Source organism: Sphingomonas daechungensis (genome assembly GCF_014489495.1).
In the GTDB taxonomy this organism is placed as follows: domain Bacteria; phylum Pseudomonadota; class Alphaproteobacteria; order Sphingomonadales; family Sphingomonadaceae; genus Sphingomicrobium; species Sphingomicrobium daechungense.
Genome location: NZ_CP060780.1, coordinates 1,998,540 through 2,015,203, shown reverse-complemented (window position 1 = coordinate 2,015,203; position 16,664 = coordinate 1,998,540). Strand labels below are relative to the sequence as shown.

Sequence of the window (16,664 nt, the reverse complement as noted above, 5' to 3'; positions counted from 1 at the left end):
AGCTAGCGGCGGCGATCGGAGCCGATCGCGCGCTGGTGCTGCGACATGTGCCGGATGACGTCAGGACGCCGCTGGAGGCGCTATTCCAGCTGGACTCCGCGATGGGCGACGTCGTTGCCCGGGCGACGCAGCCGGCGCTGGGCGCTGCCAAGCTGGCCTGGTGGCGCGAGCGACTGGCGGATCTCGACCGCGGAAAGGTGCCTGCCGAACCGAAGCTGAAAATTGCGGCGAGCAGCTTGCTGCCAAATGGCATCGGCGGCGCCAGTCTCGCGGAGCTCGAGGATGGCTGGGCGACCCTTCTGGAGGAAGAAGTCGACCCCGGGCGCGTTGCCGCCAGGGGCAGCCTGCTGTTTCAGCTCTCCGGCCAGCTGTTGGGAGGCGACGATGCGCTGCTTGCAGAAGCGGGCGCCCTCCATGCCCTGGTCTCGGTCGGCCGCCGCGGCGTGCCTGAGTTGCTGATTCACGCGAGAGGTCCCGCAACGCGTCTCAAGGCTCATCGCTTTGCAAGGCCGCTGCGACCGTTGACTTCGCTTGCCAGGTTCGCCGCCCGCGACCTCAAAGCCGGCGCGCCGTTCGAGCCGGAGGGAAGCCCGCCGCGGCTGGCAGCAATGCTCCGCCATCGGCTGACGGGGCGCATCTGACGCGTTGACAGGGCGACGGGCGGCGGCGAGTTTGCCGATGCCGAATCTCCTAGTGTTGAAGGAGTATCGCCTTGGCGCGTTTTCTAGCCGGGGCCGCGGCCTGTTTTTTGCTCCTGACCGGGCCTTCCTCTTCTGGCAAAGCCGCGCCGCACAGACACCCGAATTTGCAGCGCCGCCGCCGCCCCAAAACCCCGGACCTGGCATGCTGGCGTTGCCGAAGCCGCCAGAGGCCACGGCGAAGAGCCGCGAGGAGAAGCGCTTCTCCCGAGCGGACAAGGACAAGAATGGTAGAATTGAGCGGGAGGAAATCCTCGGAAGCCGGCGCAAGGCGTTCGCCAAGCTCGACACAAACGGCAATGGCACACTTTCGTTCGAGGAGTGGGCGGTGAAGTCGATCGAGAAGTTCGGCGTCGCCGACAAGGATCGATCCGGGTGGCTGACTTCGGCCGAATTTGCGACGACTGCCCTCCTCCGCCGAAGAAAAAGCGCTGTTCGTGTTAATTCCGTCTTCAACCCGACGTTACTGGCTTGAGGCGGCCTGAAATGCACCTATCGCCCAGGCATGCAGTTGACGTCCGTAACGTACACAAGTCTCGCCCGTGCCAATCTTCCCCAAGCCGAACTTGAAACCATCCAGGAGTTGTCGCGCGCGCAGAATCGCGCTGCCGATATCACCGGACTGCTGGTCTTCAATGGAACGCATTTCCTGCAGGTCGTCGAAGGGCCGGAACGCGCGATCCAGGGCCTGATCGATCGACTCCGCCAGGATCCGCGCCATTCCGGATTTGAGATCCGTGATCAGCGCAAGGTCGTGAGCCGCAGCTTCCCCGACTGGCAAATGGAATTGATCCAGGTCGCGCCCAGCCTGTTCGAAGCGAGGGAAGCGATCGTCGATTGTCTTCCCGATACGGTCTCGGACGTGATCCACATGCGCCTGCTGCGCATGACCGAGTTGATCTCGACGATCAGCTTCCAGAACTAGACCGGCTCGACGGCACGCTGCCCGGCCTGCCAGGCCGCAAACCTCTCGCGTGCCCGGTCGGTATAGGCCTTCTTGCGGTCGGCCTTGCGGAAGCGTTCCGGGAGCGGCGGCATCAGGCCGAAATTGACGTTCATCGGCTGGAAGCTCTCTTCGTCAGCGCCGCCGGTGATGTGATTCAGCAATGCCCCAATCGCGGTCTCGGTCGGAAGCGGTGGCAGTGTCTCGCCGCGTAGCTCGGCAGTCGCGAACCGGGCGGCGATCAGGCCGACAGCCGCACTTTCCACATAGCCTTCGCAACCGGTGATTTGCCCGGCGAAGCGGATGTTTGGCTTCGAATTCAGGCGAAGCTGCTCGTCGAGCAGGCGAGGGGAGTTGATGAAGCTGTTGCGGTGGATGCCGCCGAGGCGGGCAAACTCCGCGTTCTCCAAGCCCGGAATGGTACGGAAAATGCGGACCTGCTCACCATGCTTCAGCTTGGTTTGAAAGCCGACCATGTTCCACAAGGTGCCAAGCGCATTGTCCTGCCGCAGCTGAACGACAGCATAGGGCCAGCGCCCGGTGCGAGGATTGTCGAGCCCGACGCCCTTCATCGGGCCGAAGCGAAGAGTCTCGACGCCACGCTCGGCCATGACTTCGATCGGCATGCAGCCTTCGAAGTAGGGGGTGTCCTTTTCCCAATCCTTGAACTCGGTTTTCTCACCATCGCGGAGCGCCTGGACGAAGGCCTCATACTGCTCCTTGTCGAGCGGGCAGTTGATGTAATCCTTCCCGCCCTTGTCCCAGCGCGCGGCCATCCAGCAGATGTCCATGTCGACGCTGTCGCGATGAATGATCGGGGCGATGGCGTCGAAAAAGGCGAGGGCCCCTTGTCCAGTCTCCGCCGCGATGGCTTCGGCGAGCTTCGACCCGGTGAGCGGCCCGGTAGCGAGGATCGTGGGGTGACCAGGTAGCGCGTCGACTCGTTCCCGGACCACGATGATATTGGGATGACCGGCAATTGCCCGGGTGACTTCGAGAGCAAATGCGTCGCGATCCACTGCCAGCGCGGATCCGCGGGAACGCGGTGCTGATCGGCAGAGCGCATGATCAGCGAACCGAGTGTGCGCATCTCCTGGTGAAGCAAGCCGACGGCGTTGTTCTCGGCATCGTCCGACCGGAAGCTGTTGGAACAGACCATCTCGGCGAAGCGATCGGTCTCATGCGCAGGTGTCGTGTCGCCGCCGCCCCGCATTTCGGATAGGCGGACCTTCAACCCGGCTTCGGCAAGCTGCCACGCCGCTTCGGAACCGGCGAGGCCACCGCCGATGATGTGAATATCGAAAGGCATGCGGGCTGTTAGTCCTCATCCGAGGCGCTATCCAGTCGATGATGCTTGCCACATTGCTTTTGGCCGCTGCGGCCCAAGATGCCACGCTCTCGGCAAACAATTATGCTGTCGACGAGGTCATGCCCGCTCACCTCCCGGCCGTGCTGTGGTCGGACGAGTTCAATGGAGCGCGGCTCGACAAGGCCAAATGGAGCTTCGACACCTCCCGCAACAAGGAGGGTTGGTACAACAAGGAGCTGCAATATTACGCGGCCGACCGTCCGGAGAATCTCCGGCTTGAGAACGGTCGCCTCGTCATCGAGCTTCGCAAGGACCCGCAGCTGATCCGGAAGCGCCCGGACTGGGGCAAGCAGAAGTACAGCTCGGCCAAGATCGTCACCCGCGGAAAGGCGGCCTTCAAGTTCGGCTTCTTCGAGGCGTCGGCGAAGCTGCCGTGCACGCGCGGAAGTTGGCCGGCGTTCTGGATGATGCCGCAGGGATCAGCGCCCTGGCCCGACGGGGCGAGATCGACATCCTCGAACATGTCGGGTCACAGCCGAACGTGGTCCACGCGAACCTGCACACCGGCCTGTTCAATCACACGAAGGGCACTGGACGCGGCGCACAGAAGGCACTTCCGACCGCCTGCAGTGCATTTCATCGCTACCAGCTTAGCTGGACGCCGGATGCGATTACGATCGGCGTCGATGACCGTGCCTACATGCGGGTCAGGAACGACCAGCCCGGCGTACGGGGAGCCTGGCCGTTCGACACGCCCTTCTACTTGATCCTCAACCTGGCGATGGGGGCGATTGGGCCGGGGCGAAAGGGCTGGACGACGAGGCTTTGCCGCAACGTTTCGAGGTCGATTACGTTCGGGTCTACGAGATGGCGCCTCCGACTACGGACGGGAAAGAGTGAGATGAAAATCTTCACGATCGGATACGAAGGCGCGACGGTCGGGGAATTCCTGGAGGCGCTGACGCAGGCCGGTGTCAAGCGAGTGATCGACGTCAGGGCAGTGCCCAATTCGCGGCGGCCAGGCTTTTCCAAGACGCCGCTTCGAAATGCATTGGCGGACGCGGGGATCGACTATGTTCACCTGCGTGCTCTGGGAACGCCGGCGGATGGCCGGGCGGCGGCCCGGGCCGGCAAACAGATGGAGCTGGAGCGGATCTATGCGGGTCAGCTTGAACTGCCCGAGGCAATTGCCCAGGGCGCGCAAATGGCTGGGCTGGCGCAGGAGGAACCGAGCGCGGTGCTCTGCTACGAGCGCGACCCGGCGGGATGTCATCGAAGCTTGTTGCTGGAGGCGGTCACGCCAGGCGCTGAGGTGGTGCACCTCTACGCCTGACGAACACCGGTGCGCGTCAAGCTGCGCTGGATACCTGGAACGTCACCGCCCAATTGCCGACCGAGCCTTCGACCCGGCCGTAAGGGTTGACGGTCAGATGGAATTGCTCGCCCGTGTCGCGATTGATGCCGACCAGGTGGGTTGTGCCGGTGTCGTCCGTCGTCTCCGTAAAACGGCCGATCTGGCGCGCCTGGTCATTGCTGATCGGCTTGACGGTTCCGTCGTGGCCAATCGGAGTGAGGCCCAACGCAACTGCGACGATCGTCGTCATCATGGTCATTCTGATCTCCCTTTTTGGGCAGCGGTGCGCTGCGGGAGGTCTCTTCAAGAACCATGCCAATTCGACGCGCAGAGGGAAGAGGCCGACAGATCGGCGAACGGCGGGGCAAGCGGATGGGACGAGGTGCTATATAATGGTAATACACCCCATCCTAAGCAGGCGGGGCGGCCTCACCGACCAGGAGCTCTTCGATGTCGGGAATCGGGCGGTCGGTCATTTCCTTGTTGATGGTCATGACCACGCGCTTTTCGACTTCCTTGTGAAGGCACTTCTTCAGGACGCCGAGCGCCTTCGGTGGAGCGATGATGGCGAGCGTGTCGAAGTCATTGCGAAGCGCGCGCTTCTTCAGCTCCTCCGCGGCGTCCTTGATCCAGCGGTCCTCTTCCTGCTGGTGAAAGTCGGTCTCGCCCATTGCAGGACGGAACGTGTCGGCGCCCCCGGAGGACATCCGCACGGCAGCTGTGCCGGGGCCGTCTGTCTTGATGTCCCGATCCTTGCGATCCTCACGCCGGTCATGCGCTTCGGTCCGAAGGTCGATTTGGTTCTGGTCTCCGTGATTGCGAAAGAACAGAACTTTCGTGCCATCGGCAACAAGGACGAGCGCATTGTGGGGAAGGGCCATTCAGGTTCTCCTTTGGACTGTCCAAAGCGAACGCGAAGCGCCCAAAAGCCGTTCCCACGGCTCACCGCAAGTCTGAACGCCTAGGCGCTACTCCGCACCGGGCTCGGGATCGGCGGGCCGTTCGAGCTCGCTTTCCCCGATCACGGCGCCTTCCTCCGGCGCCTTTTCGTCACCGCCGTCAAGTTCGATCTCATCCTCTTCGCTCTCGTCGATCTTGGCGACGCCGACGACATGCTCGTTTTCAGCGACCTTGAAGATCGTGACACCCTGCGTGTTGCGCCCGGTGATGCGAATGTCGCCGACGGTCGTACGAATGACCTTGGCCTGATCAGTGATGAGCATCAGCTGCTCGCCCGGCTTGACGGGGAAGCTCGCGACGACGGGACCGTTCCGCTCACTGGTGATAATGTTGATGATCCCCTGGCCACCGCGGTTCGTGCGGCGATATTCATAGGTCGACGTCCGCTTGCCGTAGCCGTTCTCGGTCACGGTCAGCAGGAATTGCTCCTTGTCGGCAATTTCCGCCCAACGCTCTTCCGAAAGACCCTCGGGCAGCATCCACCGCGCCAGGTCGGCGACTTGAGATAGGCGTCGCGTTCCTCCTGCGTGGTGCCGGCACGGCGGAGGATCGACATCGAGATCACCTCGTCGCCGCCAAGCAAGCGGACACCTCGAACGCCGGTCGAGGTCCGGGACTGGAATTCGCGAACGTCGGTCGACTTGAAGCGGATCGCCTTGCCGTTGCGCGTGGCGAGGAGGACGTCGTCATCTTCGCTCAACAACTCGACGGCGATCAGGCGATCGCTCGGATCCGCCTGCTGCTCGTCGCCGTCGTCGCCGCTATCGGCGCCTTCGACGGCCGAGGTTCCGAAGCGCATCGCGATCTTGCCGGCTGTCGGGATATTCGTGAACGCGGCCATGCTGTTGCGGCGAACGGTGCCGTGCGCGGTCGCGAACATGATGTGCAGGTCGCCCCACTCATTCTCGTCCTGCGGCAGCGGAAGAACGGTCGAGATCGTCTCACCCTCCGCCAGCGGCAGGAGGTTGATCATAGGCCGGCCCTTGGTGTTCGGCCCGCCTTCGGGCAGGCGCCAGACCTTCATGCGGTAGACGCGGCCGAGGTTCGAGAAGAACAGCACCGGATTGTGAGTCGAAGTGACGAAGAGCGTGGTGACCGCATCCTCGTCCTTGGTCTGCATGCCGGCGCGGCCCTTGCCCCGCGCTTCTGCTCACGGAACAGAGCCAGTGGAGTGCGCTTGATGTAGCCGGTCATGGTCACGGTCACGACCATGTCCTCGACCTCGATCAGGTCTTCGTCCTCGATGCCTTCGGCAGCGGGGGCGAGCTCGCTCATGCGCGGCGTTGCAAACTCGCGCTCGACCTCGTCGAACTCCTCGCGCATCACCTCGTAGAGTCGGACGCGGTTGCCGAGGATTTCCAGCAGTTCGCCGATCGAGTCCGCCAGCTCCTTGAGTTCCTTGCCGATCTCGTCGCGGCCGAGTGCCGTGAGACGGTGCAGGCGAAGCTCGAGGATCGCTTTTACCTGCGCTTCGGAGAGCTGGTAGGTGTCCGACTTGCCTTGCGGCTCGACGGCCTCGACCAAGGCAATGTAGGGACGGATCTCCGCCCCGGGCCACTTCCGATCGAGCAGCTTCTCGCGGGCTTCGGCGGGGCTTGCCGACCCCCGGATCAACTTGACGACCTCGTCGAGATTGGTGACCGCGACGACCAGGCCGAGCAAGATGTGCGCCCGCTCGCGCGCCTTCAGCAGCTCGTACTTCGAACGGCGGGTAATGACCTCTTCGCGATACTTTACGAAGCTTTCGATGATGTCGCGGAGCGTGAGCGTTTCCGGGCGTCCGCCGCGAATCGCCAGCATGTTGGCCGGGAACGACGACTGGGCCGGCGTGTGCCGCCACAGCTGATTGAGGACGACGTCGGGAGTAGCATCGCGCTTCAGGTCGATGACGATCCGGACGCCTTCGCGGTTGGATTCATCGCGGATGTCGGAGACACCTTCGATGCGCTTGTCCTTGGCGGCTTCGGCAATCTTCTCGACGAGGCCGGACTTGCCGACCTGGTAGGGGATCTCCGTCAGGACAATCGAGCGCCGATCGCCACGGCCTTCTTCGACCTCGTAGCGCGAGCGCATCATGATCGAGCCGCGGCCCGTCGTGTAAGCGCTTCGGATGCCGGACTGGCCGAGGATGAAAGCGCCGGTGGGGAAATCCGGACCCTTCACATGCTCCATCAGACCTTCGGAGCTGACGGTCGGATCGTCCATATAGGCACGGCATGCCGCCAGAACCTCGCCCAAGTTGTGCGGCGGGATGTTCGTGGCCATGCCGACCGCAATGCCGCCGGCGCCATTGACCAGCAGGTTGGGGAAACGGGCGGGAGGACCTGCGGTTCGCGCTCCGATGCGTCATAGTTCGGCGTGAAGTCGACTGTGTCCTTGTCGATATCCGCGAGCAGGAAGTTGGCGACCTTGGCCAGCCGCGCTTCGGTGTAGCGCATCGCCGCCGGAGGATCCGGGTCCATCGATCCGAAGTTGCCCTGGCCGTCGACCAGCGGAACGCGAAGCGACCACGGCTGCACCATCCGGGCCAATGCGTCGTAAATCGCGCTGTCGCCGTGCGGGTGATACTTACCCATGACGTCACCGACGATGCGGCTCGATTTGCGATAGGGTCGCCCGGCGACATAGCCTGCTTCCTGGCAGGCGTAGAGAATGCGACGATGGACCGGCTTCAGGCCGTCGCGCACGTCGGGCAGCGCCCGGCTCACGATCACGCTCATCGCGTAATCGAGGTAGCTGGTCTTCATCTCATCGACGATTGAGATGGGAGCGATATCGCTAGGGTCTGTCGGGCCGGTCAGTTCTGCCGGCGGTTCGGTGGCCAAGTCTGATGATCCTGTAGGTCTGCTGATGCGGATACGCAGGGGAATCCGCCGCTTTGCACGGCGGTGCCCCCAGATAGGAAGGCCTAGCCCGATTTCCACCCGCGCGCCAGAGCGCGCGCGTACGCGCGCGAGGCTTTGAGCGCAGATCCTGTGGACAGAAAATAGAAACGGCCCGGTCTCTGGAGGGTGACCGAGCCGCTTCCGAGGTGGGTCCCGCCAGTTCCTGAGGTGTCGAAGCCAAGGGAGGTGGCGAGACCCAATATTCGATTAGTCCATTTCCGGACGGGAAAGACCTTATCCGAAGTTAGCAGCGGCGCGCCCGGCGGCCGGTTCAACGAGAATTCAGTTGGCCTCGTACAGCGGTCTTGGCGTTCCATTCGCCTGGGTTTATTGGCCCCGGCGCAGCAACGCGCCGCAAGGACGGCGCACGGGAGAGCAATAGTGAAATCGACTACTCTGGCGCTTGGTGCCGTACTCGCCGCTTCGACGGCACTTTCAACATCGGCTTACGCCCAGCGTGAAGGCTACGGCTCCAGCGCGCCCCAGCAGATGCCGCGCACCGCCGGCGACAAGGAAAACGAGCAGAAGCAGCCGGCCAAGGGCGGCACCGCGACCGTCCAGATCGGCGACAAGAAGGTCAAGATCTCAGCGGCGTTCGCCAAGGCCTACCAGGAGCTGGTGACGGCCGTTGATTCCAACGATACGGCAAATATTCCGGCGAAGGTTGCCGCGGCGCAGGCGGCGGCTCAGTCGCCCGATGAGCGGTACCTGACTTCGCAGGCGCAGCTGAAGGCTGGCGTTGCGAGCAAGAATTACGCCGAGATCGCGACCGCCCTCGATGCGCTGATCGCTTCGGGAAGGCTCGACCAGCCACAGTTGGCGAACTTTTACCTGAACCTCGGAAAGGCGAGATACAATCTCAAACAGTATCCGCAAGCCATTGCAGCGTATGAGAAAGCTCAGCAGCTCGATCCGGCGAATGGAGAAGTCGGGGCGCTCCTGGCCCAATCGCGCTCCGCGGGTGGAAACCCCGCCGAAGCGGTGGCAGCATTGCGCCAGAGCATTGCGCAGCAAAGTGCCAACGGCGGAAAGGCACCCGAGGCTCTGTACAGGCAGGCCCTTTCGCTCGCGTACAAGGCCAAGCTGCCGGTTTCGTCGGAGCTGAGCAGGCAGTGGGTCGCGGCCTACCCGGCACCGGGCAACTGGCGTGATTCCGTCGGCATCTACCGGAACCTGAATACGGTCGACGAAGCCGGTACGCTGGACCTCTATCGGCTGCTTCGCGCGGTCAATGCGATGAAGGATGAAAGCGACTACGATCGCTACGCCTATCTTGCGCTGATGAAGGGCTATCCAGGCGAGGCCAAGGCCGTTCTTGAGGAAGGCGTTGCCGCCAAGGTCGTCGACCTCGGCAAGTCGCCGTTCAAGGAAGAGATCGCCGAGGCGAAGACGAAGTCGGCAGGCGAGGCCTCCGGCCTCGATGCGGCAGCGGCGAAGGGCCTGAACGCTGCGACGGCAAAGGTTGCCGTTGGAAACGCGGACTTGCTCTACGGCTACGGCCAGTATGCCAAGGCGGTCGAGATCTATCGGGCAGCGTTGAAGAAGCCTGGAGCCGACGCCGGGCTCATCAACCTGCATCTTGGCATGGCCCTGGCCCGTGCCGGCGACAAAGCTGGGGCGACCGCGGCATTGAATGCCGTGACCGGACCTCGGGCTGAAATCGCCAAGTACTGGCTCACCTACGTCGGGACACTGGCGTAAGAGGATGGGAGGGCGCCGGGAAACTGGCGCCCTTAATCCCTTGGAATTCTGACGTTTGCCCTGTCCCAAATCGGGATGGTTAAGCATCTGCCCCTTCCGTACGAACGCGCGCCCGTGAACGGTGGGCCCACCGGTCGTGAAGGAAGCGGAAATTAGTGCGGTTCGATGATCGCCTGAATACGGTGCTGGCGCAGCCCGCGTCCAATGCGCACGACCGCGCCGTCCGCTGGCGCCAACTGGTCGAGCTTCTGGCGCGCTCTACCGACCTTTCGACCCCTCTCGCCCAGCGGGCGCTTGAGGTCATCCTGTCCGATGCGCCGAGCATTGAGCAACCGCTCCGTGCCGCCGCCGCGCGTGCCGTAGCCCGGCCGCAGCTTCCCGTTGCACTGGTCATTTTCTTCGCGAGCGACACTGTGGCCGTGTCCGCACCGGTTCTTGCGTCCGCCGGACTGCAGCCATTTCAGTGGAAGGATGTGCTGGCGACGGCTAGCCCCGACAGCCGGCAGTTCATCCGATCGCTTTATCCGGCGCTTCCTGCTTGGGGCGCAGCACAGCCGGCGCCGCCGCCGCCTTCTCCCGTGGCTCCCCCGGTCGACCTCGAGCCCGAGACGCTGGCGGTTTCCACGGACGAGGCCGTGCCTGAACCCGTTCACGAACATGACGTCGAACAAGAGCCGGTACCACGGCCGGAGCCAGATCCCGCACCGACTGTCCCGCAAGCGCAGATGCCGCCAATCCCGTCGATCAGCGAGGTCCTGGCCCGGATCGAGCATCTTCGCGAGGAACGGCAGGTCAATCGCGCCCAGTCGTATCCGGCGATGAGGGCAGCCTTGCCACCGGTCGCTCCAGTCGAGGGCTCGCCGCCGCTCTTTCGATGGGAGTGTGGCCCGTCCGGGGAAATCGGCTGGGTCGAAGGTGTGCCAAGGGACCCTGGTCGGGCGTTCGCTTGCGAGCCCGCAGGAGCACAACGGGGTCGACCAGCGCATTCAGCGGGCGTTCTCGGTCCGGGCGCCGTTCCGCGATGCGATCATGACCGTTTCGGGCGAGGGGCCCGCCGCCGGGGAATGGAAGCTGAGTGGGGTGCCGGCGTTCGAACCGACCGATGGCCGTTTCGCGGGCTACCGGGGAGTCGGAGTGCGGTCGATGGACCGCATTGCGGAAGAGGTTGTTTCTGCCGCCGAGGAGCCGCTCGACGAGGACGCCCTCCGCGAGCTGATCCACGAACTACGCACGCCGCTCAACGCGATCATTGGCTTCGCGGAAATTATCGATGGCCAGTATCTCGGTCCGGCCGAGGAGCCCTATCGCGAACGCGCCGCAGAAATCGTGGCCCAGGCGAGGTTGCTGCTCTCGGCGATCGAGGATCTCGATATTGCGGCGAAGCTTCGATCCGCCACCGCTCTTGAAGGCTCGACCGATCTCAATGCCCTCCTGACCCGCCTATCGGAGGAATTGAAGACTCGGGCGTCCGAGCGCCATGGCCTCACCGAGGTCCATCTCTCCCGTATCCCCGCGATCGCCACCTTCGACCAGAACGTACTGGAGCGGCTGATGCGCCGGTTCTGCTTCGCGCTGATCGACGTGGTCGAGCCCAAGGAGAAGCTGACGATCGCGCTCGACTGCGACGTCGGCCAATGCCTGGTGACGATGAATCGCCCGCAAGCTCTTCGCGGACTCAGCGAAGCGCAATTGTTCGGCCGGCTTGAGGATGGCGCGGACGTGCTTGCTGCGGGCTTTTCGCTGAAACTCGCTCGGGGATCGCACAGACGGCGGGCGGCGACCTTCGCGTAACCGGAGAAAAGCTCGCCCTCGTTCTGCCGCGCCGCCGAGGCTAGCTTGCGCCGGACGCGCGCCGAGCGCTAACGCATCGCAACCGGTGAGGGCCTGTAGCTCAACGGTAGAGCCGGCCGCTCATAACGGCTAGGTTGGGGGTTCGAATCCCTCCGGGCCCACCACATCTTTGATCAAGCATCGAGCCCCGGCCGCGGGGACTTGCGACCGAGGCTCGAACTGCGAGCGGACTAGGTCGCCCGCGTTCCTAATCAGGCTGCGAGGCGGAGGGTTTCTCCCTTGGCCTGGCTCAGCGAGCTTTCCCGCTGCTCGGGGCTGATCGCGAGGCCATCGGCTGCGACGAACTCGGGCTCGATGCCAATGAAATTGAACACGCCGCGCAGATAGGTCTCGAGATGCTCGAGCGACGAAGCCGGCGAGCTTTCATGATAGAAACCGCCGCGGGCGAGGGCGATGATGACGCGCTTGCCCTTGGCGAGGCCCTCAGGTCCGCTGGCCGTGTACTGGAAAGTCTTCCCGGCGACGATGATCCTGTCGATCCAAGCCTTGAGCTGGGTCGGCAGCGTGAAGTTATACATCGGGGCGCCGATGACGATCGTGTCGGCAGCCAGGAATTCGTCGAGAACCTCGGTGTTTGCGAACGCATCGAGCGTGAGGTGCGGGAGTGGGTCGGAGGCCAGGTCGCGATAGATCACGTTCGCTCCCCACTGTCCGGCCTTCAACTGCTCGACGATCGAACGGCTGATCGCGCGGCTGGCACTGTTTTCGCCGTTGATGCTGGCGTCGAGATGCAGGATGGTCACTATTGCCTCCTAAGTATGGATTTGTTACCGAGGCACCCTAAATAACTACAGCAGAATCGCCCGCAAGAACGCACTTTTTTGTTTTGGACGAACAAATTTGTGAGCCGGGAACATGGAGGTGACCGACCGATGAAAGACCCTTCGAATCCAGTTTGCCGGACCATCAGCACCTTGCTTTCGCGCATTGGCGACAAGTGGACCGTGCTTGTCGTGCAGACGCTTGGGGACGGGTCGAAGCGGTTCAACGAGCTTCGGCGCGAAATCCCCAGCGTGTCGCAGCGCATGCTGACGCTGACGCTTCGCAACCTGGAGCGCGATGGATTGGTCAATCGCACGGTCACTCCGACGATTCCTCCGCGCGTGGATTACGAGCTGACCGAGCTCGGCCGATCGCTGCAGAAGCCCATTTGCGGGCTGGCTACCTGGGCGACCGAGAATGTGGAGGCGATCCACCTGGCGCAGGCGAAGTTCGATGCCGACCACGATCGCCGTGATGCGGCTTGATCGAACGGCTCTGGCAGCTTTGTCGATCGCTTACTACTAGGGCACCCGTTCGGAACGGGGAGTCACTGTAGATGAAGACAATTGCGGCAGCCGATGTCGGAGGGACGCACGCGCGCTTCGCGCTGGCGTCAATCGATGACGGCCGCGTGGTTCATCTCGGTGAGCCGGTCACCGTGAAGACCAGCGAGTTCGCAAGTTTCCAGCACGCATGGCAGGAATTCGGTCGCCGGATCGACCAGCCACTTCCGAACGAGCTCTCCATCGCCTTCGCCGGCCCGGTCGGCGGCGAAGTCTTGAAGCTGACCAACAATCCCTGGGTGATTCGGCCAGCGTTGATGCACGAGCGGCTCGGCGTCGAGCGCTTCGTCATCGTCAATGACTTCGCGGCGATTGCCTATGCGGTCGCCGGTCTGGATGGGTCGGCTTACCGGCACATTTGCGGGCCAGAGGCCGATCTGCCCACGACCGGCGTGATCTCAATCGTCGGCCCCGGCACGGGGCTCGGCGTGGCCAGCCTCCTCAAACGTGCGGACGGCTATGACGTCATTGCGACCGAAGGCGGCCACATCGACTTCGCGCCTCTCGATCCGCTCGAGGACAAGATCCTCGATCACCTTCGTGCGAATTATCGCCGGGTGTCGGTCGAGCGGCTGGTTTCGGGCCGCGGCCTTCTCAACATCTACGAAGCGCTCGGCACGATCGAGAAGAGACCGTACACGCTGCGCGACGAGAAGGACCTGTGGACCGCAGCCCTTGCGGGCACCGACACGCTCGCCGCAGCTGCGCTGGACCGCCTGTGCCTGGCCTTCGGAGCCGCGGCCGGAGATTATGCGCTGGCGCAGGGAGCACATGCAGTCGTGCTCGCCGGCGGGCTGGGCTTGCGACTGGTTGATTTTTTGCCGCGTTCCGGTTTTCGTGACCGCTTCATTGCGAAGGGCAGATTCGAGCGGATGATGGACGAAATGCCGGTCAAGGTTATCGTCCACCCGCAACCGGGCTTGTTCGGTGCAGCCGAGGCGTTCGCAAGCAACCATGGTGTGATCGAATCCGAGCGCTGATGTTGAGCACCAGCACGCTTTCCGACCGCCGAGGTCTGATTGCCTTCATCATAGGCGTAATCGCCGTCACCGCTGGCGTCCTGCTTCATGCCCCGATGTTCTGGATGGGCCGGAACATGCACTTCATGCTCGTGGGCATGCCGATGGGCAGCGACATGATCTTCGGCATGTTCCTGATCGTGGCGGGCATTGCCGTCGCCGCTTACGGCCTGCTTCCGAAGAATGTATCAGGCATCCTGTCGGCGTCGCAGGACATCGTCGTCTCTCCGCCCGAGGATGCGCCGCTGTCGAGGGCGCACTGGATGCTGATGGGCGTTCTGGTGATCGCTCTGATCATCGACATCATGAAGCCGGCCAGCCTCGGCTTCACTATCCCCGGCATGGTCAAGGAATATGACGTTCCCAAAGCGACGGCGTCGCTGGTTCCGTTCTTCGCGTTGAGCGGTACGGTCGTCGGCTCGGTCGTGTGGGGCGTCATCGCCGACATCTACGGCCGCAAGGCCTCCATCCTGCTGTCGGCCGTGATGTTTGTCGGCACGTCGATCTGCGGAGCGATGCCATCGCTCTACTGGAACATCGGTATGTGTTTTCTGATGGGCGCGGCCGCAGGCGGAATGCTGCCGGTGACCTACGCACTGCTGGCCGAGATGATGCCGAGCAAGCATCGCGGATGGAGCCTGGTGCTGGTGGGTGGCCTTGGTGCCGTTGGCGGATATTTCGCGGCGAGCGGGTTCTCGGCGCTTCTCCAGCCTTACTTCGGCTGGCGAATCCTGTGGCTGCTGAACCTGCCAACCGGCCTTTCTCTCGTACTCCTTGGCGCCTTCATTCCCGAGTCGGCGAAGTTCCTGCTCGCGCGCGGGCGCCGGGAAGAAGCGCGGCAAGTCATGGCGCGCTTCGGGTCAGAAGCCCGCTCGACCCGCGCGGCCGAGACGGTTGCCCTGGCCAAGGGATCGTCCGTCGCGCTCACCGGCCGTGCCTTCTTCGGGAAGCTGTTCGCGCTCAGCCTCGCGGCAGTTTGCTACGGCCTGGTCAACTTCGGATTGCTGCTCTGGCTCCCGGCCGACCTTGTCGCACGCGGCTACAGCATGGAGCTCACCAGCAGACTGCTTGCTGAATCGGCGCTTATCGCCTTTCCGACCGTGTTCCTGGTCGCCTATTTCTACAGCCGCTGGAGCACGAAGTGGTCCGTTGTCGGCTCGATCGGAGTGACATTGCTCGGACTAGCCGGCGTTTTGTGGCTCGAATTCACGGGGCAGGGAAGCCCGGTATTTCCCGTCGCCTTGCTCATCGTCGGAACGAACGGACTGGTGGCGATGCTGCTTCCGTACGCGGCGGAGAGCTTCCCTTTGAGAATCCGCGGTCGGACGACCGGGACCGTGGCCGCTTGCACCAAGGCGGGCGGGATGATTGCCCAGTTCCTGGCCATCCTGGCGCTGGTGCCGCCTCTGGACGTCGTCTCGCTGATCATTATCGTTCCCACGATCCTGGCGCTGATCCTGGTGGCCGTGTTCGGCAAGGAGACGCGCGGTCGGGATTTGCGCGACCTCGATCCCGACGGGCACACGTTTGCCGCGACGGGAGTGTAACGATCTGTTTGGACGCTTTCCGGCAGAATAGTCCGGAGGGGATGCAGGGGAGCCGTCGATGAGCCGCCAAGCGCATCTGGTTTGGGAAATAGGGGCCGCGCTGGGAGAAGGTCCCGTCTGGGTCGAGCGAGACCAGGCTCTCTGGTTTGTCGACATCAAGAAGCGGCAAGTCCACCGCGTCGATCCGGAAAGTGGCGATCAGCAAAGCTGGGAAGCGCCTGCCCAGGTGGGTTTCGTTCTTCCTGCGAAGGGCGGAGGCTTCATCGCCGGCTTGCAAGGCGGCCTGCACCACTTCGATCCGAAGAAGGGCACGTTCAGCCTTCTGGTTGCGGTCGAACCGGACATGCCGGACAATCGGTTGAACGATGGTGTGGTCGACCCGGTTGGGCGCCTATGGTTCGGGACGATGGACGATACCGAGCGATCGAAGACTGGTGCCTTCTACTGCTACTACCGCGGCAAGTTGATGCGGACGAACGTGGCCAACATCTCGATCACCAACGGACCCGCGATCTCTCCTGACGGCAAGATGCTTTACTGGGTCGATACGCTGGGCGGCACCATTTCGGCCTGCGAGATCTGGGGAGATGGGCAGCTGGGCCCATCGCAGCTGGTCGTCCGGATCGACCCTTCCGAGGGCCACCCGGACGGCCCGACTGTCGACAGTGAAGGCTGCATATGGATCAGCCTGTTCGCGGGGTGGGAAACGCGGCGCTATTCGCCCGCCGGCGAATTGCTTGAGCGAGTTCGATTCCCGGTCGCGAACATTACCAAGATCGCGTTTGGGGGAGCCGATCTTCGGACGGCTTTCGCGACGACGGCAACGCATCTGCTCAAGCCCGAGCAACTGGACCAGCAACCGCTCGCGGGGTCCGTCTTCGCTTTCTCTGCGGGCGTTACAGGCATCGCCTGCCCTTGGTCGAGGACTGAGGAGCGTCGCCGCAAGCGTTGAAGTGGTCGGGGAGACAGGATTCGAACCTGCGACCCTCTGCTCCCAAAGCAGATGCGCTACCAGGCTGCGCTACTCCCCGACGGCGGGCCTGCTAGACGAAGGGTCGCGCAGGGACAACCT

At 63.4% G+C, this 16,664-nt stretch carries 14 protein-coding genes, 2 tRNA genes and 3 pseudogenes; 12 read left to right on the top strand and 7 right to left on the bottom strand.

Annotated elements, in window-relative coordinates; translation table 11 throughout:
- The first annotated feature begins 35 nt into the window (after positions 1–35).
- The 3 genes from H9L15_RS10835 to H9L15_RS10825 are packed head-to-tail and all read left to right on the top strand — an operon-like array spanning position 36 to position 1,623.
- Positions 36–641: an isoprenoid biosynthesis enzyme family protein gene (locus H9L15_RS10835; protein ID WP_187714084.1), complete on the top strand. Its 606-nt coding sequence runs from the start codon at positions 36–38 to the stop codon at positions 639–641.
- A gap of 37 nt (positions 642–678) precedes the next feature.
- On the top strand, positions 679–1,173 hold the full coding sequence (locus tag H9L15_RS10830) for an EF-hand domain-containing protein (RefSeq protein ID WP_223276165.1): 495 nt from the start codon (positions 679–681) through the stop codon (positions 1,171–1,173).
- 30 nt (positions 1,174–1,203) lie between these two features.
- Positions 1,204–1,623, top strand: coding sequence for a BLUF domain-containing protein (locus tag H9L15_RS10825; RefSeq protein WP_187714083.1), 420 nt, complete (start codon positions 1,204–1,206; stop codon positions 1,621–1,623).
- Here H9L15_RS10825 and trmFO read toward each other — a convergent pair.
- Positions 1,620–2,950 (bottom strand): annotated as a pseudogene (gene trmFO, locus H9L15_RS10820) (methylenetetrahydrofolate--tRNA-(uracil(54)-C(5))-methyltransferase (FADH(2)-oxidizing) TrmFO). The gene H9L15_RS10825 and the pseudogene trmFO overlap by 4 nt on opposite strands.
- A gap of 433 nt (positions 2,951–3,383) precedes the next feature.
- Here trmFO and H9L15_RS18920 point away from each other — a divergent pair.
- Positions 3,384–3,674: pseudogene (locus tag H9L15_RS18920) on the top strand (glycoside hydrolase family 16 protein); the annotation flags it as partial.
- Between the two features lie 177 nt (positions 3,675–3,851).
- Entirely contained in the window at positions 3,852–4,283 is a 432-nt protein-coding gene (locus H9L15_RS10810; RefSeq protein WP_187714082.1) for a DUF488 domain-containing protein, read from the top strand.
- Between the two features lie 16 nt (positions 4,284–4,299).
- Here the strand turns inward: H9L15_RS10810 and H9L15_RS10805 are convergent, their stop codons facing one another.
- From H9L15_RS10805 to gyrA, 3 genes and pseudogenes are all read right to left on the bottom strand, one after another.
- Positions 4,300–4,563, bottom strand: a complete 264-nt coding sequence (locus H9L15_RS10805) for a hypothetical protein (RefSeq protein WP_187714081.1) — start codon at positions 4,561–4,563, stop codon at positions 4,300–4,302.
- Between the two features lie 151 nt (positions 4,564–4,714).
- Complete coding sequence (locus H9L15_RS10800) at positions 4,715–5,185, bottom strand: host attachment family protein (RefSeq protein WP_187714080.1); 471 nt, start codon at positions 5,183–5,185, stop codon at positions 4,715–4,717.
- Positions 5,186–5,272: 87 nt separating this feature from the next.
- Positions 5,273–8,011, bottom strand: a pseudogene (gene gyrA, locus H9L15_RS10795) (DNA gyrase subunit A).
- A 519-nt stretch (positions 8,012–8,530) separates the two neighbouring features.
- Here gyrA and H9L15_RS10790 point away from each other — a divergent pair.
- The gene (locus tag H9L15_RS10790) at positions 8,531–9,850 is read left to right on the top strand and encodes a tetratricopeptide repeat protein (protein ID WP_187714079.1); all 1,320 of its coding nucleotides are present in this window, start codon (positions 8,531–8,533) and stop codon (positions 9,848–9,850) included.
- 152 nt (positions 9,851–10,002) lie between these two features.
- On the opposite strand, the gene H9L15_RS10785 is transcribed toward H9L15_RS10790, so the two are convergent.
- Positions 10,003–10,623: a hypothetical protein gene (locus tag H9L15_RS10785; RefSeq protein WP_187714078.1), complete on the bottom strand. Its 621-nt coding sequence runs from the start codon at positions 10,621–10,623 to the stop codon at positions 10,003–10,005.
- A 142-nt stretch (positions 10,624–10,765) separates the two neighbouring features.
- Between H9L15_RS10785 and H9L15_RS10780 the strand changes: the two genes are divergently transcribed.
- Positions 10,766–11,641: a HAMP domain-containing histidine kinase gene (locus tag H9L15_RS10780; protein ID WP_187714077.1), complete on the top strand. Its 876-nt coding sequence runs from the start codon at positions 10,766–10,768 to the stop codon at positions 11,639–11,641.
- 89 nt (positions 11,642–11,730) lie between these two features.
- A tRNA-Ile gene (locus H9L15_RS10775) sits at positions 11,731–11,805 on the top strand.
- Between the two features lie 87 nt (positions 11,806–11,892).
- Here H9L15_RS10775 and H9L15_RS10770 read toward each other — a convergent pair.
- Positions 11,893–12,444 carry an FMN-dependent NADH-azoreductase gene (locus H9L15_RS10770; protein WP_187714076.1) on the bottom strand — a complete coding sequence of 184 codons (552 nt, stop codon included), beginning with the start codon at positions 12,442–12,444 and terminating at the stop codon, positions 11,893–11,895.
- A gap of 129 nt (positions 12,445–12,573) precedes the next feature.
- Between H9L15_RS10770 and H9L15_RS10765 the strand changes: the two genes are divergently transcribed.
- The 4 genes from H9L15_RS10765 to H9L15_RS10750 all read left to right on the top strand — a co-directional run bounded on the left by H9L15_RS10765 (position 12,574) and on the right by H9L15_RS10750 (position 16,544).
- Positions 12,574–12,948 (top strand): winged helix-turn-helix transcriptional regulator, encoded by a 375-nt coding sequence (locus H9L15_RS10765; RefSeq protein WP_187714075.1) that lies wholly within the window; start codon positions 12,574–12,576, stop codon positions 12,946–12,948.
- A gap of 71 nt (positions 12,949–13,019) precedes the next feature.
- Positions 13,020–14,006: a glucokinase gene (gene glk, locus H9L15_RS10760; protein ID WP_187714074.1), complete on the top strand. Its 987-nt coding sequence runs from the start codon at positions 13,020–13,022 to the stop codon at positions 14,004–14,006.
- A complete protein-coding gene (locus tag H9L15_RS10755; protein WP_187714073.1) occupies positions 14,006–15,592 on the top strand; it encodes an MFS transporter in 1,587 nt (528 codons plus the stop codon). The genes glk and H9L15_RS10755 overlap by 1 nt, the downstream gene beginning before the upstream one ends.
- A gap of 58 nt (positions 15,593–15,650) precedes the next feature.
- Positions 15,651–16,544 (top strand): SMP-30/gluconolactonase/LRE family protein, encoded by an 894-nt coding sequence (locus tag H9L15_RS10750; protein WP_187714072.1) that lies wholly within the window; start codon positions 15,651–15,653, stop codon positions 16,542–16,544.
- A 2-nt stretch (positions 16,545–16,546) separates the two neighbouring features.
- On the opposite strand, the gene H9L15_RS10745 is transcribed toward H9L15_RS10750, so the two are convergent.
- Positions 16,547–16,623: transfer RNA gene (locus tag H9L15_RS10745), tRNA-Pro, on the bottom strand.
- Positions 16,624–16,664 lie beyond the last annotated feature (41 nt).